At 61.3% G+C, this 22,442-nt stretch carries 26 protein-coding genes; 11 read left to right on the top strand and 15 right to left on the bottom strand.

The window, feature by feature from the left end; translation table 11 throughout:
- Nucleotides 1-13 precede the first annotated feature (13 nt).
- The gene (locus ACSQ2Z_RS06605) at nucleotides 14-664 is read right to left on the bottom strand and encodes a TetR family transcriptional regulator C-terminal domain-containing protein (protein ID WP_436080454.1); all 651 of its coding nucleotides are present in this window, start codon (nucleotides 662-664) and stop codon (nucleotides 14-16) included.
- A 289-nt stretch (nucleotides 665-953) separates the two neighbouring features.
- Here ACSQ2Z_RS06605 and ACSQ2Z_RS06600 point away from each other — a divergent pair, with 289 nt between their 5' ends.
- The 4 genes from ACSQ2Z_RS06600 to ACSQ2Z_RS06585 all read left to right on the top strand — a co-directional run bounded on the left by ACSQ2Z_RS06600 (nucleotide 954) and on the right by ACSQ2Z_RS06585 (nucleotide 4,560).
- The gene (locus tag ACSQ2Z_RS06600) at nucleotides 954-2,207 is read left to right on the top strand and encodes a Zn-dependent hydrolase (protein WP_436080453.1); all 1,254 of its coding nucleotides are present in this window, start codon (nucleotides 954-956) and stop codon (nucleotides 2,205-2,207) included.
- A 231-nt stretch (nucleotides 2,208-2,438) separates the two neighbouring features.
- Nucleotides 2,439-2,729, top strand: coding sequence for a DUF559 domain-containing protein (locus ACSQ2Z_RS06595; protein ID WP_436080452.1), 291 nt, complete (start codon nucleotides 2,439-2,441; stop codon nucleotides 2,727-2,729).
- Nucleotides 2,726-4,180: a dihydropyrimidinase gene (gene hydA, locus ACSQ2Z_RS06590; RefSeq protein WP_436080451.1), complete on the top strand. Its 1,455-nt coding sequence runs from the start codon at nucleotides 2,726-2,728 to the stop codon at nucleotides 4,178-4,180. The genes ACSQ2Z_RS06595 and hydA overlap by 4 nt, the downstream gene beginning before the upstream one ends.
- A gap of 2 nt (nucleotides 4,181-4,182) precedes the next feature.
- Nucleotides 4,183-4,560 (top strand): hypothetical protein, encoded by a 378-nt coding sequence (locus ACSQ2Z_RS06585; RefSeq protein WP_436080450.1) that lies wholly within the window; start codon nucleotides 4,183-4,185, stop codon nucleotides 4,558-4,560.
- An 86-nt stretch (nucleotides 4,561-4,646) separates the two neighbouring features.
- Here ACSQ2Z_RS06585 and ACSQ2Z_RS06580 read toward each other — a convergent pair whose 3' ends face one another.
- On the bottom strand, nucleotides 4,647-5,057 hold the full coding sequence (locus tag ACSQ2Z_RS06580; protein WP_436080449.1) for a cupin domain-containing protein: 411 nt from the start codon (nucleotides 5,055-5,057) through the stop codon (nucleotides 4,647-4,649).
- A gap of 142 nt (nucleotides 5,058-5,199) precedes the next feature.
- Here ACSQ2Z_RS06580 and ACSQ2Z_RS06575 point away from each other — a divergent pair, with 142 nt between their 5' ends.
- From ACSQ2Z_RS06575 to ACSQ2Z_RS06545, 7 genes are all read left to right on the top strand, one after another.
- Nucleotides 5,200-5,991 (top strand): ABC transporter ATP-binding protein, encoded by a 792-nt coding sequence (locus ACSQ2Z_RS06575; RefSeq protein ID WP_436080448.1) that lies wholly within the window; start codon nucleotides 5,200-5,202, stop codon nucleotides 5,989-5,991.
- A 189-nt stretch (nucleotides 5,992-6,180) separates the two neighbouring features.
- Nucleotides 6,181-6,516, top strand: a complete 336-nt coding sequence (locus ACSQ2Z_RS06570) for a hypothetical protein (RefSeq protein WP_436080447.1) — start codon at nucleotides 6,181-6,183, stop codon at nucleotides 6,514-6,516.
- A 2-nt stretch (nucleotides 6,517-6,518) separates the two neighbouring features.
- Nucleotides 6,519-7,403, top strand: a complete 885-nt coding sequence (locus ACSQ2Z_RS06565; protein ID WP_436080446.1) for an ABC transporter permease — start codon at nucleotides 6,519-6,521, stop codon at nucleotides 7,401-7,403.
- The gene (locus tag ACSQ2Z_RS06560) at nucleotides 7,400-8,269 is read left to right on the top strand and encodes an ABC transporter permease (protein WP_436080445.1); all 870 of its coding nucleotides are present in this window, start codon (nucleotides 7,400-7,402) and stop codon (nucleotides 8,267-8,269) included. Before ACSQ2Z_RS06565 ends, ACSQ2Z_RS06560 begins: the two co-directional genes overlap by 4 nt.
- 53 nt (nucleotides 8,270-8,322) lie before the next feature.
- Nucleotides 8,323-9,315, top strand: coding sequence for an ABC transporter substrate-binding protein (locus ACSQ2Z_RS06555; RefSeq protein WP_436080444.1), 993 nt, complete (start codon nucleotides 8,323-8,325; stop codon nucleotides 9,313-9,315).
- A 363-nt stretch (nucleotides 9,316-9,678) separates the two neighbouring features.
- On the top strand, nucleotides 9,679-10,869 hold the full coding sequence (locus ACSQ2Z_RS06550; RefSeq protein WP_436080443.1) for an efflux RND transporter periplasmic adaptor subunit: 1,191 nt from the start codon (nucleotides 9,679-9,681) through the stop codon (nucleotides 10,867-10,869).
- A 13-nt stretch (nucleotides 10,870-10,882) separates the two neighbouring features.
- The gene (locus tag ACSQ2Z_RS06545; RefSeq protein ID WP_436080442.1) at nucleotides 10,883-14,176 is read left to right on the top strand and encodes an efflux RND transporter permease subunit; all 3,294 of its coding nucleotides are present in this window, start codon (nucleotides 10,883-10,885) and stop codon (nucleotides 14,174-14,176) included.
- A gap of 68 nt (nucleotides 14,177-14,244) precedes the next feature.
- On the opposite strand, the gene ureG is transcribed toward ACSQ2Z_RS06545, so the two are convergent.
- From ureG to ACSQ2Z_RS06480, 13 genes are all read right to left on the bottom strand, one after another.
- The gene (gene ureG / locus ACSQ2Z_RS06540) at nucleotides 14,245-14,856 is read right to left on the bottom strand and encodes an urease accessory protein UreG (protein WP_436080441.1); all 612 of its coding nucleotides are present in this window, start codon (nucleotides 14,854-14,856) and stop codon (nucleotides 14,245-14,247) included.
- Between the two features lie 36 nt (nucleotides 14,857-14,892).
- On the bottom strand, nucleotides 14,893-15,564 hold the full coding sequence (locus tag ACSQ2Z_RS06535; protein WP_436083005.1) for an urease accessory protein UreF: 672 nt from the start codon (nucleotides 15,562-15,564) through the stop codon (nucleotides 14,893-14,895).
- A complete protein-coding gene (ureE, locus tag ACSQ2Z_RS06530) occupies nucleotides 15,557-16,060 on the bottom strand; it encodes an urease accessory protein UreE (RefSeq protein ID WP_436080440.1) in 504 nt (167 codons plus the stop codon). The genes ACSQ2Z_RS06535 and ureE overlap by 8 nt, the downstream gene beginning before the upstream one ends.
- Nucleotides 16,061-16,393, bottom strand: a complete 333-nt coding sequence (locus tag ACSQ2Z_RS06525; protein ID WP_436080439.1) for a putative quinol monooxygenase — start codon at nucleotides 16,391-16,393, stop codon at nucleotides 16,061-16,063.
- Nucleotides 16,394-16,458: 65 nt separating this feature from the next.
- Nucleotides 16,459-16,998 carry a peroxiredoxin gene (locus ACSQ2Z_RS06520; RefSeq protein ID WP_436083004.1) on the bottom strand — a complete coding sequence of 180 codons (540 nt, stop codon included), beginning with the start codon at nucleotides 16,996-16,998 and terminating at the stop codon, nucleotides 16,459-16,461.
- 187 nt (nucleotides 16,999-17,185) lie between these two features.
- Nucleotides 17,186-17,866, bottom strand: coding sequence for a TIGR02117 family protein (locus tag ACSQ2Z_RS06515; protein ID WP_436080438.1), 681 nt, complete (start codon nucleotides 17,864-17,866; stop codon nucleotides 17,186-17,188).
- A 20-nt stretch (nucleotides 17,867-17,886) separates the two neighbouring features.
- A complete protein-coding gene (ureC, locus tag ACSQ2Z_RS06510; RefSeq protein ID WP_436080437.1) occupies nucleotides 17,887-19,596 on the bottom strand; it encodes an urease subunit alpha in 1,710 nt (569 codons plus the stop codon).
- 5 nt (nucleotides 19,597-19,601) lie between these two features.
- The gene (locus ACSQ2Z_RS06505; RefSeq protein ID WP_436080436.1) at nucleotides 19,602-20,252 is read right to left on the bottom strand and encodes a Urease operon accessory protein; all 651 of its coding nucleotides are present in this window, start codon (nucleotides 20,250-20,252) and stop codon (nucleotides 19,602-19,604) included.
- Nucleotides 20,253-20,262: 10 nt separating this feature from the next.
- Complete coding sequence (locus tag ACSQ2Z_RS06500) at nucleotides 20,263-20,694, bottom strand: lysozyme inhibitor LprI family protein (protein ID WP_436080435.1); 432 nt, start codon at nucleotides 20,692-20,694, stop codon at nucleotides 20,263-20,265.
- Complete coding sequence (locus ACSQ2Z_RS06495) at nucleotides 20,691-20,996, bottom strand: urease subunit beta (RefSeq protein WP_349435349.1); 306 nt, start codon at nucleotides 20,994-20,996, stop codon at nucleotides 20,691-20,693. The genes ACSQ2Z_RS06500 and ACSQ2Z_RS06495 overlap by 4 nt, the downstream gene beginning before the upstream one ends.
- A 16-nt stretch (nucleotides 20,997-21,012) precedes the next feature.
- Complete coding sequence (locus ACSQ2Z_RS06490) at nucleotides 21,013-21,267, bottom strand: DUF1272 domain-containing protein (RefSeq protein ID WP_436080434.1); 255 nt, start codon at nucleotides 21,265-21,267, stop codon at nucleotides 21,013-21,015.
- A gap of 11 nt (nucleotides 21,268-21,278) precedes the next feature.
- Entirely contained in the window at nucleotides 21,279-21,581 is a 303-nt protein-coding gene (locus tag ACSQ2Z_RS06485) for an urease subunit gamma (RefSeq protein WP_436080433.1), read from the bottom strand.
- A 26-nt stretch (nucleotides 21,582-21,607) separates the two neighbouring features.
- Entirely contained in the window at nucleotides 21,608-22,438 is an 831-nt protein-coding gene (locus ACSQ2Z_RS06480; protein WP_436080432.1) for an urease accessory protein UreD, read from the bottom strand.
- Nucleotides 22,439-22,442 lie beyond the last annotated feature (4 nt).

Raw genomic sequence — 22,442 nt, 5'->3', positions numbered from 1 at the left:
ACGCTGGCGACAGTTACGCGCTCCCGTCCTTGATTTCCAAGCCCTTGACGAACAACTGCTCCAGAAACCGCGCTGCGTCTTCGAATCGTCCCTCGCCTGATCGCTCCTCCCCGAGCACGTCGCGCACCTGAACATCGAAATCGGCATAATGCTGCGTTGTCGACCAGATGGCGAAGATCAGGTGGTAGGGATCGCACTTGGCAATTTTGCCGGCCTTCGCCCAGGCCCGGATCACTTCTGCCTTCTCGTCCACGAGCGCCTTCAACGGCCCCTTCAGTTCGTCCTCGATATGCGGTGCGCCCTGCAGAATTTCGTTGGCAAACAGCCGGCTTTCGCGCGGGAAATCGCGAGCCATCTCCAGCTTGCGGCGGATGTAGCTGCAAATCTCGGAGACCGGATTTCCCTCGGCGTCGAACTCACGCAGCGGATCGAGCCAGTTGTCGAGAACCCGGTCGATCAGCGCCCGGTGCATCGCTTCCTTGGTGCGGAAATAATAGAGCAGGTTCGGCTTCGACATGCCCGCCACATCGGCGATCTGATCGATCGTGCTGCCGCGAAAGCCGTGGGTCGCGAACACCTCCAGCGCCGCCTCCAGAATCAGTTCTTCCTTCTCCTCCTGGATGCGGGTTCGCCTTTGTGTTCGGGCTGCCCTCGGAAGTACCATGTTTCCCCCTGTCTTCTCACCAATCGCCGCGTGCGCGCGGCCTGAAAACCTCCGAAAACCGCTTGCCTCAAAAAATCGGACGGCAATTCCGTTTTTTCCGTTTTTCGTCTTGAGTGCGGCAACGGAAGTTGTAATGTTTTACCAACCGGTCAAATTATCAGTCAGTTCAAAGTCAAACGCAACGGCTGATCGCAGGGCAATCGAAAAAACCAGATGGCCCCGATTCGACCGACGGGAACAAGGGGACGCGCACACACCGTGCCTCCCGCAAAAAATGAGGAGAGCCGCCATGGTAGCAGCACCGGGCGAGAACATGCGCGTCAATGCGGACCGTCTTTGGTCAACGCTGATGGACATGGCGAAAATCGGCCCCGGTATTGCCGGCGGCAACAACCGCCAGACGCTGACGGACGAAGACGGCGAAGGCCGCAAGCTCTTCAAGACGTGGTGCGAGGACGCGGGGCTGACCATCGGCGTCGACAAGATGGGCACGATGTTTGCCACCCGCCCCGGCACCGATCCCGACGCCCTGCCCGTCTATGTCGGCTCCCATCTCGACACGCAGCCGACCGGCGGCAAATATGACGGCGTGCTTGGCGTGCTCGGTGCGCTCGAAGTTGTGCGCACCATGAACGATCTCGGCATCAAGACGAAGCACCCGATCGTCGTCACCAACTGGACCAACGAGGAAGGCGCGCGCTTTGCCCCCGCCATGCTCGCCTCCGGCGTCTTTGCCGGTGTCCATACGCTCGAATATGCCTATGACCGCAAGGACCCGGACGGCAAGACCTTTGGCGACGAACTGAAACGCATCGGCTGGCAGGGGGACGAAGAGGTTGGCGCCCGCAAGATGCATGCCTATTTCGAATATCACATCGAGCAGGGTCCGATCCTGGAGGCTGAAGAAAAGACCATCGGCGTTGTCACCCACTGTCAGGGCCTCTGGTGGCTGGAATTCACCCTGACCGGCCGCGAAGCGCACACTGGCTCAACACCGATGAACATGCGCGTCAATGCCGGCCTTGCCATGGCCCGGATCATGGAGATGGTTCAGACGGTCGCGATGGAAAACCAGCCGGGTGCCGTCGGCGGTGTCGGCCAGGTGTTCTTCTCGCCCAACTCCCGCAACGTGCTGCCCGGCAAGGTCGTTTTCACCGTCGACATCCGCTCGCCCGACAAGGCCAAGCTCGACCGCATGCGCGCCAGGATCGAGGCCGAGGCGCCAAAGATCACGGAGCCGCTCGGTGTCGGCTGTTCCATCGAGGCGATCGGCCATTTCGCGCCGGTCACCTTCGACCCGACGCTGGTGGCAGCGGTACGCACCGCCGCCGAAAAGCTCGGCTACAGCCATATGAACCTCATCTCCGGCGCCGGCCACGACGCCTGCTGGGCCGCCAAGGTGGCGCCCGCCACCATGGTCATGTGCCCCTGCGTCGGCGGCCTCAGCCACAACGAGGCGGAGGACATCTCGAAGGAATGGGCGTCGGCCGGGTGTGATGTGTTGTTTCATGCGGTCGTCGAGACGGCGGGGATTGTGGAGTAAGGCTATGGAGGCAATTCAGGATGAGCAAGCTTTAGTGGCTTCGCCCCCCTCATCCGGCCCTTCGGGCCACCTTCTCCCCGCTGGGGAGAAGAGGAAGCGCGCGGCTCCGTTTATCGATAGCACCGCCACTTCCTCTGAACCCGTTGATGTGGAAATCGTGGTGACGGCAAATTCCCTCTTCTCCCCAGCGGGGAGAAGGTGGCCCGCAGGGCCGGATGAGGGGGTCCTCAAATGAGCGGGGCATCAGATCCCATTTCCAAAAGAAGGCCCGGCGCCACACAAAAAGCCCGGACACTCCGGCAAAAAGAGACGGAAGCTGAGTACCGGCTCTGGAGTGAAATTCGAAACCGACTGCTGAATGGTTACAAATTCTCGAGTGCTGCAGGAATGCCGCGCTGTTCTCGATACAATTCTCGCAGTGTTGAACGCCGAGATAACATCCCAATGCGACTTCATCCGGTTTTCGCCCTCACTGATCGGCAAAACCATCATGAACACGGAATGAGGGAACAAGAACAATGAGCACAGTCATCAAGGGTGGAACAATCGTCACCGCCGACCTCACCTACAAGGCCGACGTCAAGGTGGATGGTGGCAAGATCGTCGAGATCGGGCCGAACCTCTCGGGCGATGAGACGCTGGATGCGACCGGCTGCTATGTCATGCCCGGCGGTATCGATCCGCACACCCATCTCGAAATGCCATTCATGGGCACCTATTCCTCCGACGATTTCGAAAGCGGCACGCGTGCAGCGCTCTCCGGCGGCACGACCATGGTCGTCGACTTCGCGCTTCCCTCGCCCGGCCAGTCGCTGCTCGAGGCGCTGACCATGTGGGACAACAAGACCTCGCGTGCCAATTGCGACTATTCCTTCCATATGGCGATCACCTGGTGGAGCGAGCAGGTCTTCAATGAAATGCAGACCATCGTCCAGGACAAGGGCATCAACACCTTCAAGCATTTCATGGCCTACAAGGGTGCGCTGATGGTGGACGACGACGAGATGTTCTCGTCCTTCCAGCGCTGCGCAGCGCTCGGCGCCCTGCCGCTCGTCCATGCCGAAAACGGCGATGTCGTCGCCCAGATGCAGGCAAAGCTCCTCGCCGCCGGCAATAATGGACCCGAGGCGCATGCCTATTCCCGGCCCGCCGAAGTCGAAGGCGAGGCCACCAACCGGGCGATTATGATCGCCGACATGGCAGGCGCCCCGGTCTATATCGTCCACACCTCCTGCGAACAGGCGCATGAAGCCATCCGCCGCGCACGCCAGAAGGGCATGCGCGTCTATGGCGAACCGCTGATCCAGCATCTGACGCTGGATGAGAGCGAATATGCCAATCCCGACTGGGACCATGCCGCCCGCCGGGTGATGTCACCGCCCTTCCGCAACAAGCAACATCAGGACAGTCTGTGGGCCGGCCTTGCTAGCGGCTCGTTGCAGGTCGTTGCGACCGACCACTGCGCCTTCACCACCGCGCAGAAGCGTTTCGGCATCGGCGACTTCACCAAGATCCCCAACGGCACCGGCGGCCTTGAAGACCGCATGCCGATGCTCTGGACCCATGGCGTCGCGACCGGCCGCATTACCATGAACGAGTTCGTCGCCGTCACCTCGACCAATATCGCCAAGATCCTCAACATGTATCCGAGGAAAGGCGCGATTCTCATCGGAGCCGATGCCGATATCGTCGTCTGGGATCCGAAGCGCGCGAAGACGATCTCGGCTGCCACCCAGCAGTCGGCGATCGACTACAATGTCTTCGAGGGCAAGCACGTGACCGGCCTGCCGCGTTACACCTTGACGCGCGGCGTCGTCGCAGTCGAGGAGTCGACGGTCAAGACCCAGGAAGGTCATGGCGAGTTCGTCAGCCGAGAACCCTTTGCCGCCGTCAGCAAGGCACTGTCGACCTGGAAGGAAGTCACCGCGCCACGCAAGGTCCAGCGCACCGGCATCCCGGCGAGCGGAGTATGATGGTGAGCGCCGCAACTCGCATTGCTGTGTTGCTTCTGACCATCGTCGCGGCGGCCGGATCGGCCGTTGCGAGCCAAAATTTCCTCGACGGCGCCTATGGCAACAAGGACGGCTGCGCCTATGCCAAGACCGGCGAATATACCGGCTCCGACGACTTCTTTCTGCTGACCGACGAAGGCATCACGACGGCGGCATCTTATTGCAGCTTCAAAGGTCCGGTGACGAAAAACGGAAAATCCTTTGCCGCCACAGTTTCCTGCAGCGCTGAGGGCGAAACCGGAGAGGCGGACGACAGCGTCGACATTCTGCGCACCGGCAAGGACTACACCATCGCTTTCAAGGACGGGACACGCTGGGGGCCTCTGAAGAAATGCAAATGAGCCGCCCTCCATCCAGCACATCACTCTGTCGCCGGCCGGCGGGCCAAGAGCGGAACAACGGGCCTGCTGACGCAACACGGACATTCCTACGGCACGAGGGCATCCAGCTCCGGCAACAGAACCACGCTCTCCTGCTCCTTCGGATCTGTCCGCGCGATCACCGCCGAACAGGGCTGGTCCGACAGGTTAGCCGGCAGATGCGGAACGCCGGCCGGGATGTAGAACATCTCGCCTGCCCGCACGATGGCGTGGTGCTCCAACCGGTCGCCGTGCCAGGTGTGCGCCTCTCCCGACAGCACGTAGATCGCCGTCTCGTGGCTTTCGTGCAGATGCGCCTTGGCGCGGCCGCCCGGCGGGATCGTCAGGAGATGCATGCAGATGCCGGTCGAACCTGTTGCCTCCGCCGAAATGCCTTCGAAATAACTGAGCCCCTGCTTGCCGTCATAGGTCTGGCCGGGGCGCACGATCCGGCAGGTCGGTTTTGATGATTGCAACATTTCCACATCTCCTCGGCAGCAATATCGCGCGCAGCATACCTCATTCGAAAAATATGAAGTACGACTATCGAAGGCAGACAGCCGAATGACGACACAGCAAACTTCCAGGCAATGGCATTCAGGACGGAGCGCACCGGATTCAATGACAATCACACCAGCATCCGTCGTCTCGGCCCGCAATCTCGGCCTCACTTTCGAGACCAATGACGGCCCCGTCAATGCATTGACCGGCGTCAATCTCGACGTCAGCAAGGGCGATTTCGTCTCGTTCATCGGCCCTTCCGGCTGCGGCAAGACGACCTTCCTGCGCGTCATCGCCGATTTGGAAAAACCGACCTCCGGCACGATCACCGTCAACGGCACGACCCCGGAAGACGCCCGCAAGAACCGCTCCTATGGCTATGTCTTCCAGGCCGCAGCCCTTTATCCCTGGCGCACGATCGAGAAGAATATCGCCCTGCCGCTCGAAATCATGGGCTACAGTACCGCCGACCAGAAGGCCCGCATCGCGCGCACGCTGGATCTCGTCAACCTGACCGGCTTCGGCAAGAAGTTCCCCTGGCAGCTTTCCGGCGGCATGCAGCAGCGCGCCTCGATCGCCCGCGCGCTTGCCTTTGATGCCGACCTGCTTCTGATGGACGAACCCTTTGGCGCGCTGGACGAGATCGTTCGCGATCACCTGAACGAGCAATTGCTGAAGCTCTGGGATCGCACCAACAAGACCATCTGCTTCGTCACGCATTCCATCCCCGAAGCTGTCTACCTCTCCACCAAGATCGTCGTCATGAGCCCCCGCCCCGGCCGTGTCACCGACGTCATCGAGTCCACCCTTCCGAAAGAACGCCCGCTCGACATCCGCGAAACGCCGGAGTTCCTCGACATCGCCAGCCGGGTCCGCGAAGGCTTGAGAGCGGGGCATAGTTATGATGAGTAGATCGACTGTGCCGGTGGATACCCCCCTCTGTCACTTCGTGACATGTCCCCCACACGGGGGGAGATCACTCTTTTCCCTCGCCGCCTCTCTGGTGAGCCGAGCACAATGCCTGCGGCTAGTCTCCCCCCTTGTGGGGGAGATGTCACGAAGTGACAGAGGGGGGTGCCACGCCACAACGAGGTGCCTATCATGAACCCCTCCTTCATCCTCTGGCTCGCCGCCTCCATGGGCATATTCCTCAGCGCCGCCACGGCCTCGCGCTACTATGTCGCCAGCAACAACATGCTCATCCTGATCTTCTCCCTTGGCCTCTATTGCGTCGGCAATCTGATGATGGTGCGGTTGATGCGCGAAGGCGGGCTGGGGCTTGCCATTTCCGCGTCTGCCATCGCCCAGCTTCTCCTGGTCAATCTCATCGCCTTTGCGATGTTCGGCGAGCGGTTGACGCTCTCGCAGATGGCCGGCGTTGCTCTCGGTGTCGTTTCCATGGCGCTGATGCTGTTGCCGTCGAGCGGGAAGGCGTGAGCATGGAGAAGCCCAGCTTTTTCAACGACAGGATCATGCCGGTGGGAGCCATCCTGCTTGCGCTGCTGGTCGTCTGGTACATCGCCGTCATCTTCCTCAACGCCCCCTTCGAGCGCGACACCGCGGCCCGCGCCGGAACGCCGATCACCTTCTCGGAAATCCTGCCGAAAACGATGTTTCAGCAACGGCCTGTTCTCCCCGCCCCACATCAGGTGGTCGCAGAAATTTGGGACACGACCGTCAACAAGCCGATCACGTCGAAGCGCAGCCTCGTCTACCACGCCTGGATCACACTGTCGGCGACCCTGCTCGGCTTCGGCATCGGTACCGTGCTCGGCATTCTTCTCGCTGTCGGCATTGTCCACAACCGGGCGATGGACCGCTCGCTGATGCCCTGGGTGATCGCCAGCCAGACCATTCCCATCCTGGCCATCGCGCCGATGATCATCGTCGTGCTAAATGCGGTCGGCATTGCCGGCCTACTGCCGAAGGCGCTGATTTCCACCTATCTCAGCTTCTTCCCGATCGTCGTCGGCATGGTGAAGGGGCTCCGCAGCCCCGAACAGATACAGCTCGACCTGATGCATACCTACTATGCCAGCCCGTCACAGACCTTCTGGAAGCTGCGCTGGCCGGCGTCGATGCCCTATCTGTTCACTTCCCTGAAAGTCGCCATCGCCATTTCGCTCGTCGGCGCGATCGTTGGCGAACTGCCGACCGGTGCCGTGTCCGGCCTCGGCGCACGGCTGCTTGCCGGCTCCTACTACGGCCAGACCGTGCAGATCTGGTCGGCGCTGTTCATGGCGGCTGCCCTGGCTGCAACGCTGGTGATCATCGTCGGCCTTGCCCACACCGCCGTCCTCAAGCGCATGGGGATCAAGCCATGAATTCCGGTCTTCTCGTCAGTGCCCTTGCCTTCTGGCTCGTTGCCTGGGCGATCAATGAATGGCTGGTTCGCCGGAAATTTACGAACCGTTCGGGTGCGCGGGCCGCGCGGCTCGCCGTGCCGCTCCTGTTCGGAATCACCATACTCGTCCTCTGGGAAGGTCTGGTGCGCGGGCTAAACGTCCCCTCCGTTCTCCTGCCGCCGCCATCGATGATCTGGGCGCGGCTGATCAATTCGCTGCCGACGCTCTGGGCCGATTTCCGCCAGACGTTCCTGAAAGCCGTCATCACCGGCTACGCGCTCGGCTGCGGCTTCGGTTTCCTCGTTGCGATCGCCATCGACCGCTCGCCCTTCCTGCAGAAGGGCCTGCTACCGCTCGGCAATTTCGTCTCCGCGCTCCCCGTCATCGGCGTGGCGCCGATCATGGTCATGTGGTTCGGCTTCGATTGGCAGTCGAAGGTGGCAGTCGTCGTCATCATGACCTTCTTCCCCATGCTGGTGAACACGGTATCGGGGCTTGCGGCCACGAGTTCGATGGAGCGGGATCTGATGCGCACCTATGCGGCAAGCTGGTTCCAGACATTGATCAAGCTCCGGCTGCCGGCGGCATGGCCATTCATCTTCAATGCGCTCAAGATCAACTCCACGCTGGCGCTGATCGGCGCTATCGTGGCCGAGTTCTTCGGCACCCCGATCGTCGGCATGGGGTTCCGGATCTCCACGGAAGTGGGGCGGATGAATGTCGACATGGTTTGGGCCGAGATCGCCGTCGCGGCGTTGGCTGGCTCGGTTTTTTACGGGGCGGTGGCACTCGTCGAGCGCGCCGTCACGTTCTGGCACCCGTCTGTCCGCGGTGGACACGCGTAGAAAAAGCCGCCTGTTCGTGGTTGGACAGGCACAACAACAAAAAGGGAACTGATATGAAGACAAGACTTGCATCCCTGCTGCTCGCAGGCGCTTTTTCGCTGTCCGCGTTCCAGGCGATCGCCGCCGACAAGGTGGTGCTGCAACTGAAATGGGTGACCCAGGCCCAGTTCGCCGGCTATTACGTGGCCAAGGACAAAGGTTTCTATGAAGAGGAAGGTCTCGACGTGGAAATCAAGCCGGGCGGCCCGGATATCGCGCCTCCACAGGTCATCGCCGGTGGCGGTGCCGACGTCGTCGTTGACTGGATGCCGTCGGCGCTTGCGACCCGCGAGAAGGGTGTCCCTCTCGTCAACATCGCCCAGCCCTTCAAGTCTTCCGGCATGATGCTGACCTGCCTAAAGGAATCCGGCGTTGCCACGCCGGCCGATTTCAAGGGCAAGACGCTCGGCGTCTGGTTCTTCGGCAACGAATATCCGTTCCTCTCCTGGATGAGCCAGCTTGGCCTCAAGACCGACGGCGGCCCGGATGGCGTGACGGTCCTGAAGCAGGGCTTCAACGTCGATCCGCTGATCCAGAAGCAGGCGGCCTGTATCTCCACAATGACCTATAATGAATACTGGCAGGTCATTGACGCAGGCATCAAGCCGGAGGACCTCGTGACCTTCAAGTATGAAGACCAGGGCGTCGCAACTCTGGAAGACGGCCTCTATGCACTGGAAGACAAGCTCAAGGACCCGGCCTTCAAGGAAAAGATGGTCAAGTTCGTCCGGGCCTCGATGAAGGGCTGGAAATATGCCGAGGCCAATCCGGATGAGGCGGCCGGCATCGTTCTCGAAAACGACGCGACGGGCGCTCAGACGGAAGCGCACCAGAAGCGGATGATGGGCGAGATCGCCAAGCTCACCGCCGGCTCGAACGGCGCACTCGACGAGGCGGACTACAAGCGCACGGTCGCTTCACTGATGAAGGGCGGCTCCGATCCGGTCATTACCAAGGAACCGGAAGGCGCCTTTACCCACGAGATCACCGACGCTGCCTTGAAGTAGTTCGATCCCATCGTTCAAGACAAAAAGGAGCGCGCGGGCTGGCCCGCGCGCTTTGTTTTTTTCAACTCACACGCGTAGAACCGTTTCTGCTACATTTCGCCGCGAAAAAGAACATCGTCTTGCATGGGTGGAACAAATAAAGTAATGAGGCACCATTCTTTTTTTGTATCGCCTTGCATAGCCGAAAGGCGCTCCCTAAATAGAGCCCCGTGGCATTTTTGAGGAGGAGGCGGGGGAAATTTTTCGCTTATTGAGATCGAAGCGGTATTTTCTTCCCTTCCAGCATTAGACGACGACACGTCCTTTTCTTGGAACTATGCGGCGTTAGCGAACTGAACTATCCGGAATTTTGAGGAAAAGCCGATGGCCCGTAACAAGACCTTTGCATTTGGTATTTCTGCTGCCCTGTTCCTGACTTTCCTTTCCAGCGCCGCATTTGCGGAGGAAGCCACCGCGCCCAAGACCGAGCAAGCACTCCCTTCGATCGTCGTAACCCAGGTTGAGAACAAGCCCGTCGTCGATCGCGTTGTCGCAACGGGTGCCATTAAGGCCGTGGAGGAGATCTACGTCTCCCCGTTGGTCGACGGGCTCTCCATCCGCACTTTGAATGCCGATGTCGGTGACCGGGTCGAAGCGGAAAGCACGCTGGTGACGTTGAACGAGGACACGCTGCTGCTGCAGAAGAGCCAGTTTGCCGCCAGCCTCGCCAAGGCAAATGCGTCTCTCGCGCAGTACCAGGCGCTCCTTGCCGAAGCCCGGGCCAACGCCGAGGAGGCCGTGCGGGTAAGCGGGCGATCCATCAAGCTCTCGGAAGCCGGAACCATCTCCACGGCGCAGCGCGATCAGGAAAAGGCCGCGGCGACCGCTGCATTGGCGCGCGTCAACTCGGCAGAACAATTTGTTGCAGTGGCCACGGCGGAGATCAAGGTCGTCGAAGCCCAGATATCCGATCTGGACCTACGCCTCGCTCGCACCGAAGTCAAAACGCCGGTCAGCGGCGTCGTCTCGGCAAGGAATGCCAAGATCGGCGCGATCGCCAACGGCACGGGCGACCCGCTGTTCACCATCATTCGCGACGGCGCGGTGGAAATGCAGGCTGACATCACCGAGTCGGAACTCATCAAGCTTGCCATCGGCCAGAAGGCCAAAGTCACGCTTGCGGACGGCAAGACCGAAGTTGATGGCAAAATCCGTCTGATTTCGCCGATGGTCGATTCGCAAACGCGGCTTGGAACCGTGTACATCAGCCTTTCCGAGCCAGAGAAGGCCCGAGTGGGGATGTATGCCAATGCACAGATCGTCATCGAGGAAAAGCAGTCCATCGTCCTGCCCCTGACGGCGGTTACAGTCGGGCACGATGAAACGATCGTGCGCAAGGTCGAGGACGGCATCGTCCATGTGACGCCGGTCACGACCGGTATCCAGGACGGCGAGTTCATCGAGATCACCACGGGCCTGAAGCCGGGCGACAAGGTGGTGGCCAAGGCCGGCGCCTATGTGCGCGACGGCGACAAGATCCATCCGGTGACATCCGCCGCCACGGCGACCAATTGACGGGAACAGCGGGATGAATTTTTCAGCTTGGGCAATTCGCAATCCGATTGCGCCGATCCTCGGCTTCGTGTTGCTGATGTATCTCGGATATCAGTCGTTCAACACGCTGCCGATCACGCGTTTCCCCAATATCGACGTACCGATCGTCTCCATCAGCGTCACCCAGAGCGGCGCCGCACCGGCCGAGCTCGAAACGCAGGTGACCAAGGAGATCGAGGACGCGGTTGCCGGCATTTCCGGCGTCGACCACATAACCTCGACCATCAGCGATGGCCTCTCCACGACCGCTGTCCAATTCGAAATGGACGTGCCGACCAATCAGGCGGTGCAGGACGTCAAGGACGCCATCGACCGCATCCGCAGCGACCTGCCCGCCTCCGTCGAGGAGCCGATCGTCGCGAAGATCGACGTCGAGGGACAGGCGATCCAGACTTTTGCCGTCTCCTCCCCCGGCATGACGCTCGAGGAAATCTCCTGGTTCGTCGACGACACCATCAAACGCGCGCTTCAGGGCCAGAGCGGCATCGGCCGCATCGACCGCTACGGCGGCGCTGACCGCGAAGTCCGCGTCGAACTCAACGACGCACGCCTGAACTCCTACGGCATCACCGCCTCCGACGTGAACAACCAGTTGCGCAAGATGAACACCGACCTAGGCTCCGGCCGCGGCCAGGTGGGCGGCAGCGAACAGGCGATCCGCACGCTCGGCGACGCACGCTCGGTCAAGGGCCTGGCAAGCACTATGATCGCCATGCCGAACGGCAGGTTCGTCCGCCTTTCCGAGCTCGGCAAGGTGACCGACACCTATGAGGAGCCCAAGTCGTTTTCCCGTTTCAACGGCAATCCCGTCGTCACCTTCGCGGTCTTCCGCTCGAAGGGCGCCAGCGAAGTGACAGTTGCCGAAACGGTGGAAAAGACGCTGAAGGATCTGCGGGCGAAGAACCCGGACGTGTCGATCGAACTGGTCAATGATTCCGTCTACTACACCTACGGCAACTACGAGGCGGCAATCCATACGCTGCTCGAAGGCGCCCTGCTGGCGGTGGCGGTCGTTCTCCTGTTCCTGCGCAACTGGCGGGCAACGCTGATTTCGGCGATGGCCCTTCCGCTTTCGGCCATTCCCACCTTCTGGGTGATGGAACTGCTCGGCTTCTCGCTGAACCTGGTGAGTTTCCTCGCCATGACGCTTGCGACCGGTATTCTCGTCGACGATGCCATCGTCGAAATCGAGAACATCGCCCGGCACATCAAGATGGGCAAATCGCCGTATAAGGCCTCCATCGAGGCCGCCGACGAAATCGGCCTTGCCGTCATCGCGACGACCTTCACGATCATCGCGGTGTTCGTGCCGGTCTCGTTCATGCCGGGCATCCCGGGCCAGTATTTCATCCAGTTCGGCCTGACGGTCGCGGTCGCCGTGTTCTTCTCGCTGTTGGTTGCCCGCCTGATCACGCCGGTCATGGCCGCCTATTTGATGAAATCGAGCGACGCCGACGGTCATCACGAAGACAAGGATGGCGCGCTGATGCGCGGTTACACGTGGCTGGTGACCGTAACCACCAGACGCTGGTACATGCGTTATGCGACGCTCGTGGCGGCAATCGCCTTCGTCGTCGGGTCCATTTTCCTGCTCATGACGGTGCCCGGCAGCTTCCTGCCGCCGGAAGATGCTTCGCGCGTCGTGCTGTCGGTCGAATTGCCGCCGGACGCCATGCTGGACGACACGGACACGACGACGGCGCAGATCTATGACAAGGTCAAGCATCTCGAGGGCGTTGACGACGTCTTCGTCCTCGGCGGTGCCTCGCCGAAGGGCGATCTCGAACTGCGCCGCGCGACAATCAGCATCATGCTCGGCAAGCTCGATCATTCCTTGCTCAACAAAGTGGTGAACGACCTTCTCGGCCGTGCCCCGTTGATCGGCCAGTATCTGCCCAAGCTGCCGCCGGCCGGCCGCATCATTCCGCAGGCCGAGATCGAAAAGCAGGTCTATGCCGCCGTCCGCTCCATTCCAGACGTCCGCATCCTGAAACTGAACGACCGTGGCGAGCGCGACCTGGCGTTCAACCTCCTGTCGAAGAACGACGAGGACCTGAACAAGGCCGTCGGCATGCTTGAAGCCAATCTGCGCGACGAGCCCTTGCTCGCCAACGTCAGCCCGGACGGCGCCTTGCCGCGGCCCGAACTGCAAATCCGTCCGCGCGCCGACCAGATGTCGCGGCTCGGCATCATGACTTCGCAGATCGCCGACGTCGTTCGCGTCGCCACCATCGGCGACATCGATGCGGCGCTGACGAAGATTTCGCTCGACGACCGGCAGATTCCGATCCGCGTCCAGGTGGATACGAATTTCCGCACCGACCTTGCCGCCATCCGCAACCTGAAGGTCCAGACGGCGGCGGGTGCGCTGGTGCCGATTTCGAGCGTCGCCGACATCGACTATTCGGAAGGCCCAAGCTCGATCAAGCGCTACGATCGCTACCGCGTCGTGACCATGGGCGCCGATCTGCCGATCGGCGTCGCGCTCAACTCGGCCTCGGATCGTTTCAAGGAGATCGCCAGGGAAACGAAACTGCCGGCGAGCGTGCAGTTCCTCGAAAGCGGTGACGCGGAAGTTCAGGCGGAAATGCAGCAAGGCTTCGGCAATGCCATGCTGCTCGGCCTGATGCTGGTGCTCGTGGTGCTCATCCTTTTGTTCAAGGATGTCATCCAGCCGTTCACGATCCTCTTCTCGCTGCCGCTCGCCATCGGCGGTGTCGCGATCGGTCTCATCGTCACGCAAAATGCCATGTCGATGCCCGTGCTGATCGGCATCCTGATGTTGATGGGGATCGTAACCAAGAACGCCATCCTGCTCGTCGATTTCGCCATCGAGATGATGCATCGGGGCATGGAGCGGACCCACGCCATGGTCGAGGCCGGCCGCAAGCGCGCGCGCCCGATTATCATGACCTCGATCGCCATGTCCGCGGGCATGCTGCCCTCGGCGCTCGGCGTCGGCGAAGGTGGTTCGTTCCGCGCGCCGATGGCAATCGCGGTGATCGGCGGCATCATCGTCTCGACGGTGATCTCGCTGGTTGTCGTGCCGTCCTTCTTCCTGATCATGGACGATCTGTCCCGCCTGCTCGGCTGGCTCTTCGGCCGCATGGTCGGCAGCAAGGAACAGGAGACCGTGCCTCTGGAAAACACCGCGCTGACGGAAATCGTCGGTGACCAGAGCAAGACGATCAGCGAGTTGCAGGAACGACTCGACAAACTGGAAGGCCGCAAACGCAGCGGCAACGTCATCCACCTCGCCGCGGAATGACGTAACCCACACAAAAAAGCCGGCCGCATCGATGATCCGGCCGGCTTTTTTCGTTGAGGCAACTGGCTTCAGAGGCCGCCTTCAACCCTCAGAAAGTCGACGATTCTGTCGACGCCGTCGCCGCGCTTCATGTCGGAAAACACGAACGGTCGCTCGGCACGCATGCGATTGGCATCCCGTTCCATCACATCGAGATCGGCACCGACATAGGGCGCCAAATCCTTCTTGTTGATCACCAGCAGATCGGAACGGGTAATCCCAGGTCCGCCCTTGCGCGGGATTTCCTCGCCCTGGCAGACCGAGATCACATAGATGGTGATGTCGGCGAGATCGGGCGAAAAGGTCGCCGCCAGATTGTCGCCACCGGACTCGATGAAGATGACGTCGAGATCGGGAATGCGGCGGTTGAGATCGGCGATCGCCTGCAGGTTGATCGTCGCGTCCTCGCGGATCGCGGTGTGCGGGCAGCCGCCGGTCTCGACGCCGACGATCCTGTCGGAGGGCAGCGCCTGCATGCGCACCAGCGCCTCGGCATCCTCCTTGGTGTAGATGTCGTTGGTGACGACGGCGACTGAATAGGTCTCGCGCATCGCCTTGCAGAGCTTGTCGGTCAGCGCCGTCTTGCCGGAGCCGACCGGGCCGCCGATACCGACGCGAAGCGGGCCGTTCGCAGATTTCATCGCAGTCTTCCTTTCTCGAAATTGATGTCGCGACCGTCAGGAACGGAAGAGCCGCGAATGCAGGGTCTCGTGGCGCAGTGCCGATATGTCGGCAAGAATTGTAGCAGAACCGAGATCGTCCAGCGAACTCGATGACGCCCGTGCCGCCGTCTCGGCGATGACCGGCTCCAGTTCGGCAAGTAGGCCCACCCCATGCTTCTGGCCTGTCACGCCGCAACGGATTGCCACCGATACGAGGTTGGATGCCGTGGCGTGCAAATAGGCGGCCAAAGCAGGCTCCAACCCGGCGTTGTGCGCTCCGGCGACAGCGCCCACCGCGACCGGATAGGCGACAGCACCGATCAGGGTATCGAGCACCGGATGCGGCCAATGCGCCGCTGCGGTGAGAAAAGCCTCTCCCTGCAACGTCGTTTCCATGTGGCGCTCGCGGGAACCGGCCAGCGCTTCGGCAAGCTCGCGCACCCCATCAAGCCTTGGGCGATCATCATAGGCCCGATAGCTCTCCGCCAGAAGCACCGCGTCGTTCCAACTCGAGCCGTGGCGGATCAGCGCTTCCAGCCATCGGCTCAAGGCGGAAGCATCGGTGATCAACCTGTCGTGAACAGCTTGCTCCAGACCGCCGGAATAGGAGAAAGCGCCCACCGGAAAGGCTGGCGACAGCCATGTCACCAGCCTGAGCAGTGCCCGCGTATCGGCATGCTCAGTCATGGGCGTGATGATGGCCGCCGTGTCCATGGGAGTGCCCATCGGAATGACCGTGATTGTGCCCGCCCGAATGATAGGCGCCGCGCATCGGCTGGAACGGTTCCGTCACCTCGGCAACCGTCGCCCCCAATCCTTCGAGCATCGCCTTGATCACCGGGTCGCGCAGGATCAGGATGCGATCCTCCCGGACTTCCGCCGGCAGGTGGCGGTTGCCGAGATGCCAGGCGAGTTCGATCAGGTGCAGCGGATCGCGCGGGTGGATATCGTATAGCGGCTCGTGGGTGGCAGTGATGCGGACATAGTCGCCTGTATCCAGCACCAGGAGGTCGCCGTCGGCGAGCATCACCGGTTCCTTCAGGTCGAGCATCACCACGTCGTCATTGTCGAGATGCAGCAACTTGCGGCGCAGGTGCCGCTGGTCATGAGGAAGCGCGATCGTGTGGAGAGGCGTCTTGTCCACCGGGCCGGGCGCCAGGATCTGGGTCGAGCGATAGGGCATTCAGAGAACCTCGAACTTGTCCGAATGGATGACCTCAATACGACCATCCGCCACCAGTTCCGCCGTCGCCTTCTGGAAGGCGACGATATGCGGCTCGGTGAAATGCGCCTCCAGCGCCTCGCGGCTCCTCCACTGCTCGACGAAGACCAGTGTGTCCGGTTCGCCGGGCTTCTGGTAAAGATCGTAGAAGATGCAGCCTGCCTCCTTGCGCGTCCCCTCGATCAGGGGAGCGGCATCGGAAACAACCTCGGCCCCCTTGCCGGGATGGGTCTTGAGATGGGCGATGACGTATATCATGTGAACCTCGGAATGCTTTCGTTCCACTTTAGCCATAAAAAAATCCGGCGCCAGACCAAAGAGGCCCGGCACCGGATTTCAGATCATCAACGTGGCTGGGTTCAGGCCGCGAGCTTTTCCGACTTCAGAGTTTCCAGGATGTTCTGCGGCGAGGAGATACCATAGGGATCGCTGTCACAATTGTCCGAATAGCCCTCCTCCTCGAACCACTGCTCGACCGCGCCATCGTTGATGATGGCCGCGTAACGCCAGGATCGCATGCCGAAACCGAGATTGTCCTTGGCGACGAGCATGCCCATCTTGCGGGTGAACTCGCCGGAGCCGTCCGGGATGAGCTTGACGTTTTCAAGGTTCTGCGACTTGCCCCAGGCGTTCATCACGAAGGCGTCGTTGACCGAGATGCAGTAGATCGCATCAATGCCTTGGGCCTTGAATTCAGCCGCCAGCTTTTCGAAATCGGGAAGCTGATAGGTCGAGCAGGTCGGGGTGAAGGCGCCCGGCAGCGAGAACAGGATAACGCGCTTGCCCGCGAAATAGTCAGACGAGGAAACGTCCTGCCACCGATAGGGATTGGGGCCACCGACGGCTTCGTCACGGATGCGCGTACGGAAGGTGACGGACGGCACTTTTCTGCCAACGATCATAGCTATCTCCTTGAAAAATGACTTCATGCGCAACAGGCCTTGGGAGGAACCCGAGCGCGAAAGCTGAAGCCGCTTTTTATCGCAAGCGGTGCTGCAATGCAGCACAAGACAGCAATGAAAGTCGCTTTGCATGGCTGCCATGCGAGGCGCGCATAACTACCGGCAGCATCGATAGCTTTGGATTTCAGTTGTACAAGTCCAGCGACATGGACAGCGATACCGGCAGCGGGTTCCACCAACCCGTCCTTATGCCGGCCTCGCGCAACGCTCCTGCCGTCCAGGTATTGCAACCGACTGCGGCGCTGAACCATCCATTCGCCTCGAAGAAACCGTCCGTCGGGCCATAGGCAGCGTCCGGTATCGCCGTGATGCGGCCGTCTTCCGCTTTGAAACTGGCCTCAATGTACGCCAGAAGCCGCTGATATTCCTCCGGAGTGATCTCGAAACTCCTGACGCGATCCGAGGGCTCGATGATCTCCCCGGCGACATCCGCATGAATGACCGACCGGTCCAGCGTCAGCCCCTTGATCAACGGCACGGGCTTCAGGTCCGCCCAGGTCGGCGTTTCGATATAGAAGGCGCGGCCGCCCCAGCCGAACACCAGCCAGCGCGCGTTCGAATGCGTGACCGGCATGCCGCTCTCTGCGAGAAACGGAAAACGCGCCAGCGTTTCGACATCGATCCGGATGGCGATGTCGGTATGGATGGGGTTCGACAGAACGAGGATACGGCGTGTCTGGCCGAAAGCTTCGCTGGCCTTTGCGGCAGACCAAAAAGGCCGCGGCATCAGAGTCCCCCCAGTCACCGCCAATGCCAACAGGGCGAAGAGGGCGAACAACCCTCGTATCGACCGTTTCCAGGCCATCGGCGGATTTCTCTCCGACACTAGAACAGGAAATACCGCTGTGCCATCGGCAGCACGGTTGCCGGTTCGCAGGTCAGAAGCTCGCCATCGGCGCGGACCTCGTAAGTTTCCGGGTCGACCTCGATATGCGGCGTCAGGCTGTTGTGGATCATCGAATGCTTGCCGATGCCATGACGCGTGTTCTGCACCGCCACCAGTTCCTTGGCGACACCGAGACGGCCCTTGAGGCCTGCATCGAGCGAGGCCTGGCTGACGAAGGTGACGGAGGAATTCGTGCGGTTCTTTCCATAGGCGCCGAACATCAGGCGATAATGCACCGGCTGTGGTGTCGGGATCGATGCGTTGGGATCGCCCATGGGCGCTGCCGCTATCGAGCCGCCGAGCAGCACCATCTCGGGCTTGACGCCGAAGAAGGCCGGATTCCAGATGACGAGATCGGCGCGCTTGCCCACCTCGATCGAGCCGACCTCATGGCTGACGCCATGGGCAATCGCCGGGTTGATCGTATATTTGGCGATGTAGCGTTTGACGCGGAAATTGTCGTTCTCGCCGCTCTCCTGTGTGAGCCTGCCGCGCTGGCGCTTCATCTTGTCGGCCGTCTGCCAGGTGCGGATCGCCACTTCGCCGACGCGGCCCATGGCCTGGCTGTCGGACGAGATGATCGAGAAGGCGCCAATGTCATGCAAAATGTCTTCCGCCGCGATCGTCTCCTTGCGGATGCGGCTTTCGGCAAAGGCGATGTCCTCCGGGATGGAGGGCGACAGGTGGTGGCAGACCATCAGCATGTCGAGATGTTCGGCCAGCGTGTTCTTGGTATAGGGCCGCGTCGGGTTGGTCGAGGACGGAATGACGTTCGGCTGGCCGCAGATCTTGATGATATCTGGCGCATGGCCGCCGCCCGCCCCTTCGGTGTGGAAGGCATGGATGGTGCGGCCCTTGATCGCGGCGATCGTATCCTCCACAAAACCGCTTTCGTTCAGCGTGTCGGTGTGGATCATCACCTGCACGTCATATTCGTCGGCAACCGACAGGCAGCAGTCGATGGCGGCCGGGGTCGTACCCCAGTCCTCGTGCAGCTTCAGCGAACTTGCGCCCGACAGCACCATTTCGACGAGGCCGGCCGGCAGCGACGCATTACCCTTGCCGGCAAGCGCAAGGTTCATCGGGAAGGCATCGAAGCTCTCGATCATCCGCTCGATATGCCAGGCACCGGTGCAGGTCGTGGCGAGCGTGCCGTGCGCAGGCCCGGAGCCACCGCCGAGCATGGTGGTGATGCCGCTCATCAGCGCCTCCTCGATCTGCTGCGGGCAGATGAAGTGGATGTGACTGTCCATTCCGCCGGCCGTGACGATCTTGCCCTCACCGGCGATCGCCTCCGTCGAGGGGCCGACGATGATGGTGACCCCTGGCTGCGTGTCCGGATTGCCGGCCTTGCCGATCCCGACGATGCGGCCATTCTTGAGGCCGATATCCGCCTTGACGATTCCGGAATGATCAACGATCAGCGCATTGGTGATGACGGTATCGACAGCGCCCTCGGCGCGGGTCACCTGACTTTGGCCCATGCCGTCACGGATGACCTTGCCGCCGCCGAACTTCACCTCGTCACCATAGGTGGTGAAATCCTTCTCCACCTCGATGAAAAGCTCCGTATCGGCCAGCCGAACCTTGTCGCCGGTGGTGGGGCCGAACATATTGGCATAGGCCGCGCGCGACATCTTGTAGGACATGGGTATCAGGCTCCCTGAGCAAAAGCGGATATATAATTTTGATCGAGGCGCATGAGGCGCCCGTTTGAAATCAACGCGTCGACATACCGGCGCTCGGCCGCGAACGGATGCCACGCCCAGCCGGCGTGGCCGAAACCGGCAAGCACGACGCGGTCACGCGGCCGCCGCCAATGGCTGAGCACCTCGGCGACAACGATCAGGCCGCTGCTCGGCACGACATAATCGCCGGGATCGACGTTTTTCAGCTCGGCATCGACGCTTTCATGTGTGGACGCCGGGACGGTATGGAAGGCTCGGCCGGTCGCCTTGGCAAAGGTCCTAAAGCCCTCCGTGTAGTCGTCGCAAAGATCGTCGAGATCAGGGTGGCGTTTCTCCATTTCCGGCCGAAGCTCCCGAAATTTTTCAGCCGCCCGAACGCACCAGATTTCGCGTGCCTGCCGCACGGCAGCATTCGATTTCCACCCGCCGCCGCCCAGCATCGCCAGCGCAGGACGTCCTGTGTTGCAGACCGCGACGATCTCGGTTTTCTCACCCGCCGCACCGCACGAGCGGCAGTCGTTGAAGCGGATCACCAGATCGGCCGCATCGATGACAGGCGCCGCATCTTCCGGCACCGGCCCGTTCCCGACGATCATGATGGTCCGGCTCACCGTCACTTATCGCCTCTCAGTTTCCAACGCCTTCGGTCAGGCTTTTCAATTCCGCCGTGCGCTTCTTCGTCAGGTCGGCAAGGCAACCGGAAACCAGCATTGGCTCCATCGATCCGCCCCGCGCCTCGAAACCGGCGAGCTCGCACTGACCGTCGCGATAGCCGATCCACGCGCGCTGCGCCTTCTTCAACGCCTCGACGGCACCGACGTAGTTCTGGTCGATCTCACCGAGTTCCTTGTCGGTCGCCTGCATCGCCGTCATCGTCGTCCTGTAAAGCGCGTTCAACTCCTTGTCGGCCGATTCGTAGTCCTTGTTGGCGCAAATGTTCATGTCCGACTGGGTCATGGCGTTCTCACAATCGACCTGCGGCTCTTCCTGCGCCAGCGCAAGCGGTGCAAAGGCCAGCAAGCCCGCGACGATGATGCTTGCAGAATGGAACCGGTTCATAGCTTGCCCATGACCTTCTGCTGAAAACCGTAAACTTCTCGCTTGCCGGCAAAAGGTATGAGCGTCACGTTGCGTGTTTGCCCCGGCTCGAAGCGGACTGCCGTGCCAGCCGGAATGTCGAGGCGTTTGCCATGCGCCACCGCCCGGTCGAAGGAGAGACCGGCGTTGGTCTCGGCGAAATGGTAGTGGCTGCCGACCTGGATCGGCCGGTCGCCCGTGTTCGAGACCTCGAGCGTGACGGTCTCCAGACCGGCATTCAGCTCGATCTCGCCGCTGGCGGCAATGATTTCACCGGGGATCATGATATGTCTCTCCTGTTCAAGCCGCCTTGATCGGCACGCAGCCGTCCGGCTTCAATACGCGTTCGGTCGACGCCGGGAACTTGCCCAGTTTGGCCGCCGGGCGAACGGGACGACGGACAAGTTCGCCTGAGCAGTTCGGGCAATGCCCGTCCAGAACCTCCGATGCGCAGTGCGTGCAGAAAGTGCATTCGAAACTGCAGATCATCGCTTCACGGCTGCCCGGTGGCAGATCCTTGTCGCAGCATTCGCAATTCGGTCTCAGTTGCAGCATGGTCCGCTCCCTCAGCGAATGGGCTCGTGGACGGTAACCAGCTTGGTACCGTCCGGAAAAGTCGCCTCGATCTGGATGTCGTGAATCATTTCCGGGATACCTTCCATCACCTCCGCGCGCGTGATGACATGGGCGCCCGCCTCCATCAGGTCTGCGACGGAACGGCCATCGCGCGCGCCTTCGACGACAAAGTCGGTGATCAGCGCGATCGCCTCGGGGTGATTGAGCTTTACCCCGCGCTCCAGGCGCCTGCGGGCCACCATCGCCGCCATCGAGATCAGCAGTTTATCTTTTTCGCGAGGAGTGAGATTCATGCGCGGGCCACCAGATTGCGTGTCGATTACAGGTTCCAGACTTTCGGCACTGAAGCGCCCTTGCGCAAGTGCGAAATGACCGGGATGAGGATTTTTCTCAGGGCAAAACCATCGGCGGCAACGAGGCGGGCAATCAGCTTGTCCTGTCCGGCAACCTGAAAATGGCTGATCCCGCCGCTTGCACCGGCGATCAGCGCCCGCAGTTTCTCTACCTGCTGCTCGCAGTCCATGCCGCTGTAAAAGAGGGTGGCAAAGGCGACCTGGCCGCCGAGCGTGGCGGTCTCCCGCGTCAGCGCGGCGATATCGTCGTTCAGGCGCAGATTTTCGGCATGCAGCAAAAGTCCACCCATGCGGATACGCCAGCAATCCTGAAACAGCCCCGTCCGCATAACCTCGCCCATCGCCTTCCGCCCGAGCAGGACGGCCTCGACGGCCAGGAACTCGCCGCCTTCCGCAATATCGACCTCAAGCCGCCGTGATAGCGAGGCGCGGTCGAACAGGATCGTTTCCTGCGGCAGCCAGTGCACCGTCGCGCCGGCCGCAACCGAGATCTTTGCTTTTACGGCCGCTGTTCCGGCGCTTGCCTTGTAGACCTTCTCGCAAGCCTGGGTCGTCAGGGTGAGATGCGTGCCTTCTCCGGCCGAAAATTCCCACTCCATGTGGTCGCCGCCGGTCAGCCCGCCGGAGCTGTTGATCAGCACCGCCTCCATCGTCGCGTCGAACGTATCGGGCAGCCGGATCTTGGCGCAACCTTCCTGATAGAATTCGGAAAGCCGCGTGCGCCCGGCAAATGGCTTTGCCACCAGCCGTCCCTTGCCCCACGCCCTTTGCGGAGCGATTGCCGCCGATTCAGCCATAAAA

Origin of the sequence: Pararhizobium sp. LjRoot235 (assembly GCF_964254145.1) — a bacterium.
GTDB lineage: Bacteria > Pseudomonadota > Alphaproteobacteria > Rhizobiales > Rhizobiaceae > Pararhizobium.
The sequence above is the reverse complement of the archived record's forward strand: the minus strand, read 5'-3'. Positions and strand labels throughout refer to the sequence as shown.

Excerpts from the sequence above, each read along its gene's own strand:
- ACSQ2Z_RS06580 (WP_436080449.1), bottom strand. The coding sequence starts at position 5,057 with ATGTTGCAATCATCAAAACCGACCTGCCGGATCGTGCGCCCCGGCCAG.
- hydA (WP_436080451.1), top strand. The coding sequence starts at position 2,726 with ATGAGCACAGTCATCAAGGGTGGAACAATCGTCACCGCCGACCTCACC.
- ACSQ2Z_RS06565 (WP_436080446.1), top strand. The coding sequence starts at position 6,519 with ATGGAGAAGCCCAGCTTTTTCAACGACAGGATCATGCCGGTGGGAGCC.
- ACSQ2Z_RS06525 (WP_436080439.1), bottom strand. The coding sequence starts at position 16,393 with ATGGCTAAAGTGGAACGAAAGCATTCCGAGGTTCACATGATATACGTC.
- ACSQ2Z_RS06485 (WP_436080433.1), bottom strand. The coding sequence starts at position 21,581 with ATGAATCTCACTCCTCGCGAAAAAGATAAACTGCTGATCTCGATGGCG.
- ACSQ2Z_RS06535 (WP_436083005.1), bottom strand. The coding sequence starts at position 15,564 with ATGACTGAGCATGCCGATACGCGGGCACTGCTCAGGCTGGTGACATGG.
- ureC (WP_436080437.1), bottom strand. The coding sequence starts at position 19,596 with ATGTCCTACAAGATGTCGCGCGCGGCCTATGCCAATATGTTCGGCCCC.
- ureG (WP_436080441.1), bottom strand. The coding sequence starts at position 14,856 with ATGAAATCTGCGAACGGCCCGCTTCGCGTCGGTATCGGCGGCCCGGTC.
- ACSQ2Z_RS06600 (WP_436080453.1), top strand. The coding sequence starts at position 954 with ATGGTAGCAGCACCGGGCGAGAACATGCGCGTCAATGCGGACCGTCTT.
- ACSQ2Z_RS06495 (WP_349435349.1), bottom strand. The coding sequence starts at position 20,996 with ATGATCCCCGGTGAAATCATTGCCGCCAGCGGCGAGATCGAGCTGAAT.
- ACSQ2Z_RS06595 (WP_436080452.1), top strand. The coding sequence starts at position 2,439 with ATGAGCGGGGCATCAGATCCCATTTCCAAAAGAAGGCCCGGCGCCACA.
- ACSQ2Z_RS06515 (WP_436080438.1), bottom strand. The coding sequence starts at position 17,866 with ATGGCCTGGAAACGGTCGATACGAGGGTTGTTCGCCCTCTTCGCCCTG.
- ACSQ2Z_RS06570 (WP_436080447.1), top strand. The coding sequence starts at position 6,181 with ATGAACCCCTCCTTCATCCTCTGGCTCGCCGCCTCCATGGGCATATTC.
- ACSQ2Z_RS06490 (WP_436080434.1), bottom strand. The coding sequence starts at position 21,267 with ATGCTGCAACTGAGACCGAATTGCGAATGCTGCGACAAGGATCTGCCA.
- ACSQ2Z_RS06560 (WP_436080445.1), top strand. The coding sequence starts at position 7,400 with ATGAATTCCGGTCTTCTCGTCAGTGCCCTTGCCTTCTGGCTCGTTGCC.
- ACSQ2Z_RS06555 (WP_436080444.1), top strand. The coding sequence starts at position 8,323 with ATGAAGACAAGACTTGCATCCCTGCTGCTCGCAGGCGCTTTTTCGCTG.
- ACSQ2Z_RS06550 (WP_436080443.1), top strand. The coding sequence starts at position 9,679 with ATGGCCCGTAACAAGACCTTTGCATTTGGTATTTCTGCTGCCCTGTTC.
- ACSQ2Z_RS06545 (WP_436080442.1), top strand. The coding sequence starts at position 10,883 with ATGAATTTTTCAGCTTGGGCAATTCGCAATCCGATTGCGCCGATCCTC.
- ACSQ2Z_RS06480 (WP_436080432.1), bottom strand. The coding sequence starts at position 22,438 with ATGGCTGAATCGGCGGCAATCGCTCCGCAAAGGGCGTGGGGCAAGGGA.
- ACSQ2Z_RS06575 (WP_436080448.1), top strand. The coding sequence starts at position 5,200 with ATGACAATCACACCAGCATCCGTCGTCTCGGCCCGCAATCTCGGCCTC.
- ACSQ2Z_RS06500 (WP_436080435.1), bottom strand. The coding sequence starts at position 20,694 with ATGAACCGGTTCCATTCTGCAAGCATCATCGTCGCGGGCTTGCTGGCC.
- ureE (WP_436080440.1), bottom strand. The coding sequence starts at position 16,060 with ATGCCCTATCGCTCGACCCAGATCCTGGCGCCCGGCCCGGTGGACAAG.
- ACSQ2Z_RS06605 (WP_436080454.1), bottom strand. The coding sequence starts at position 664 with ATGGTACTTCCGAGGGCAGCCCGAACACAAAGGCGAACCCGCATCCAG.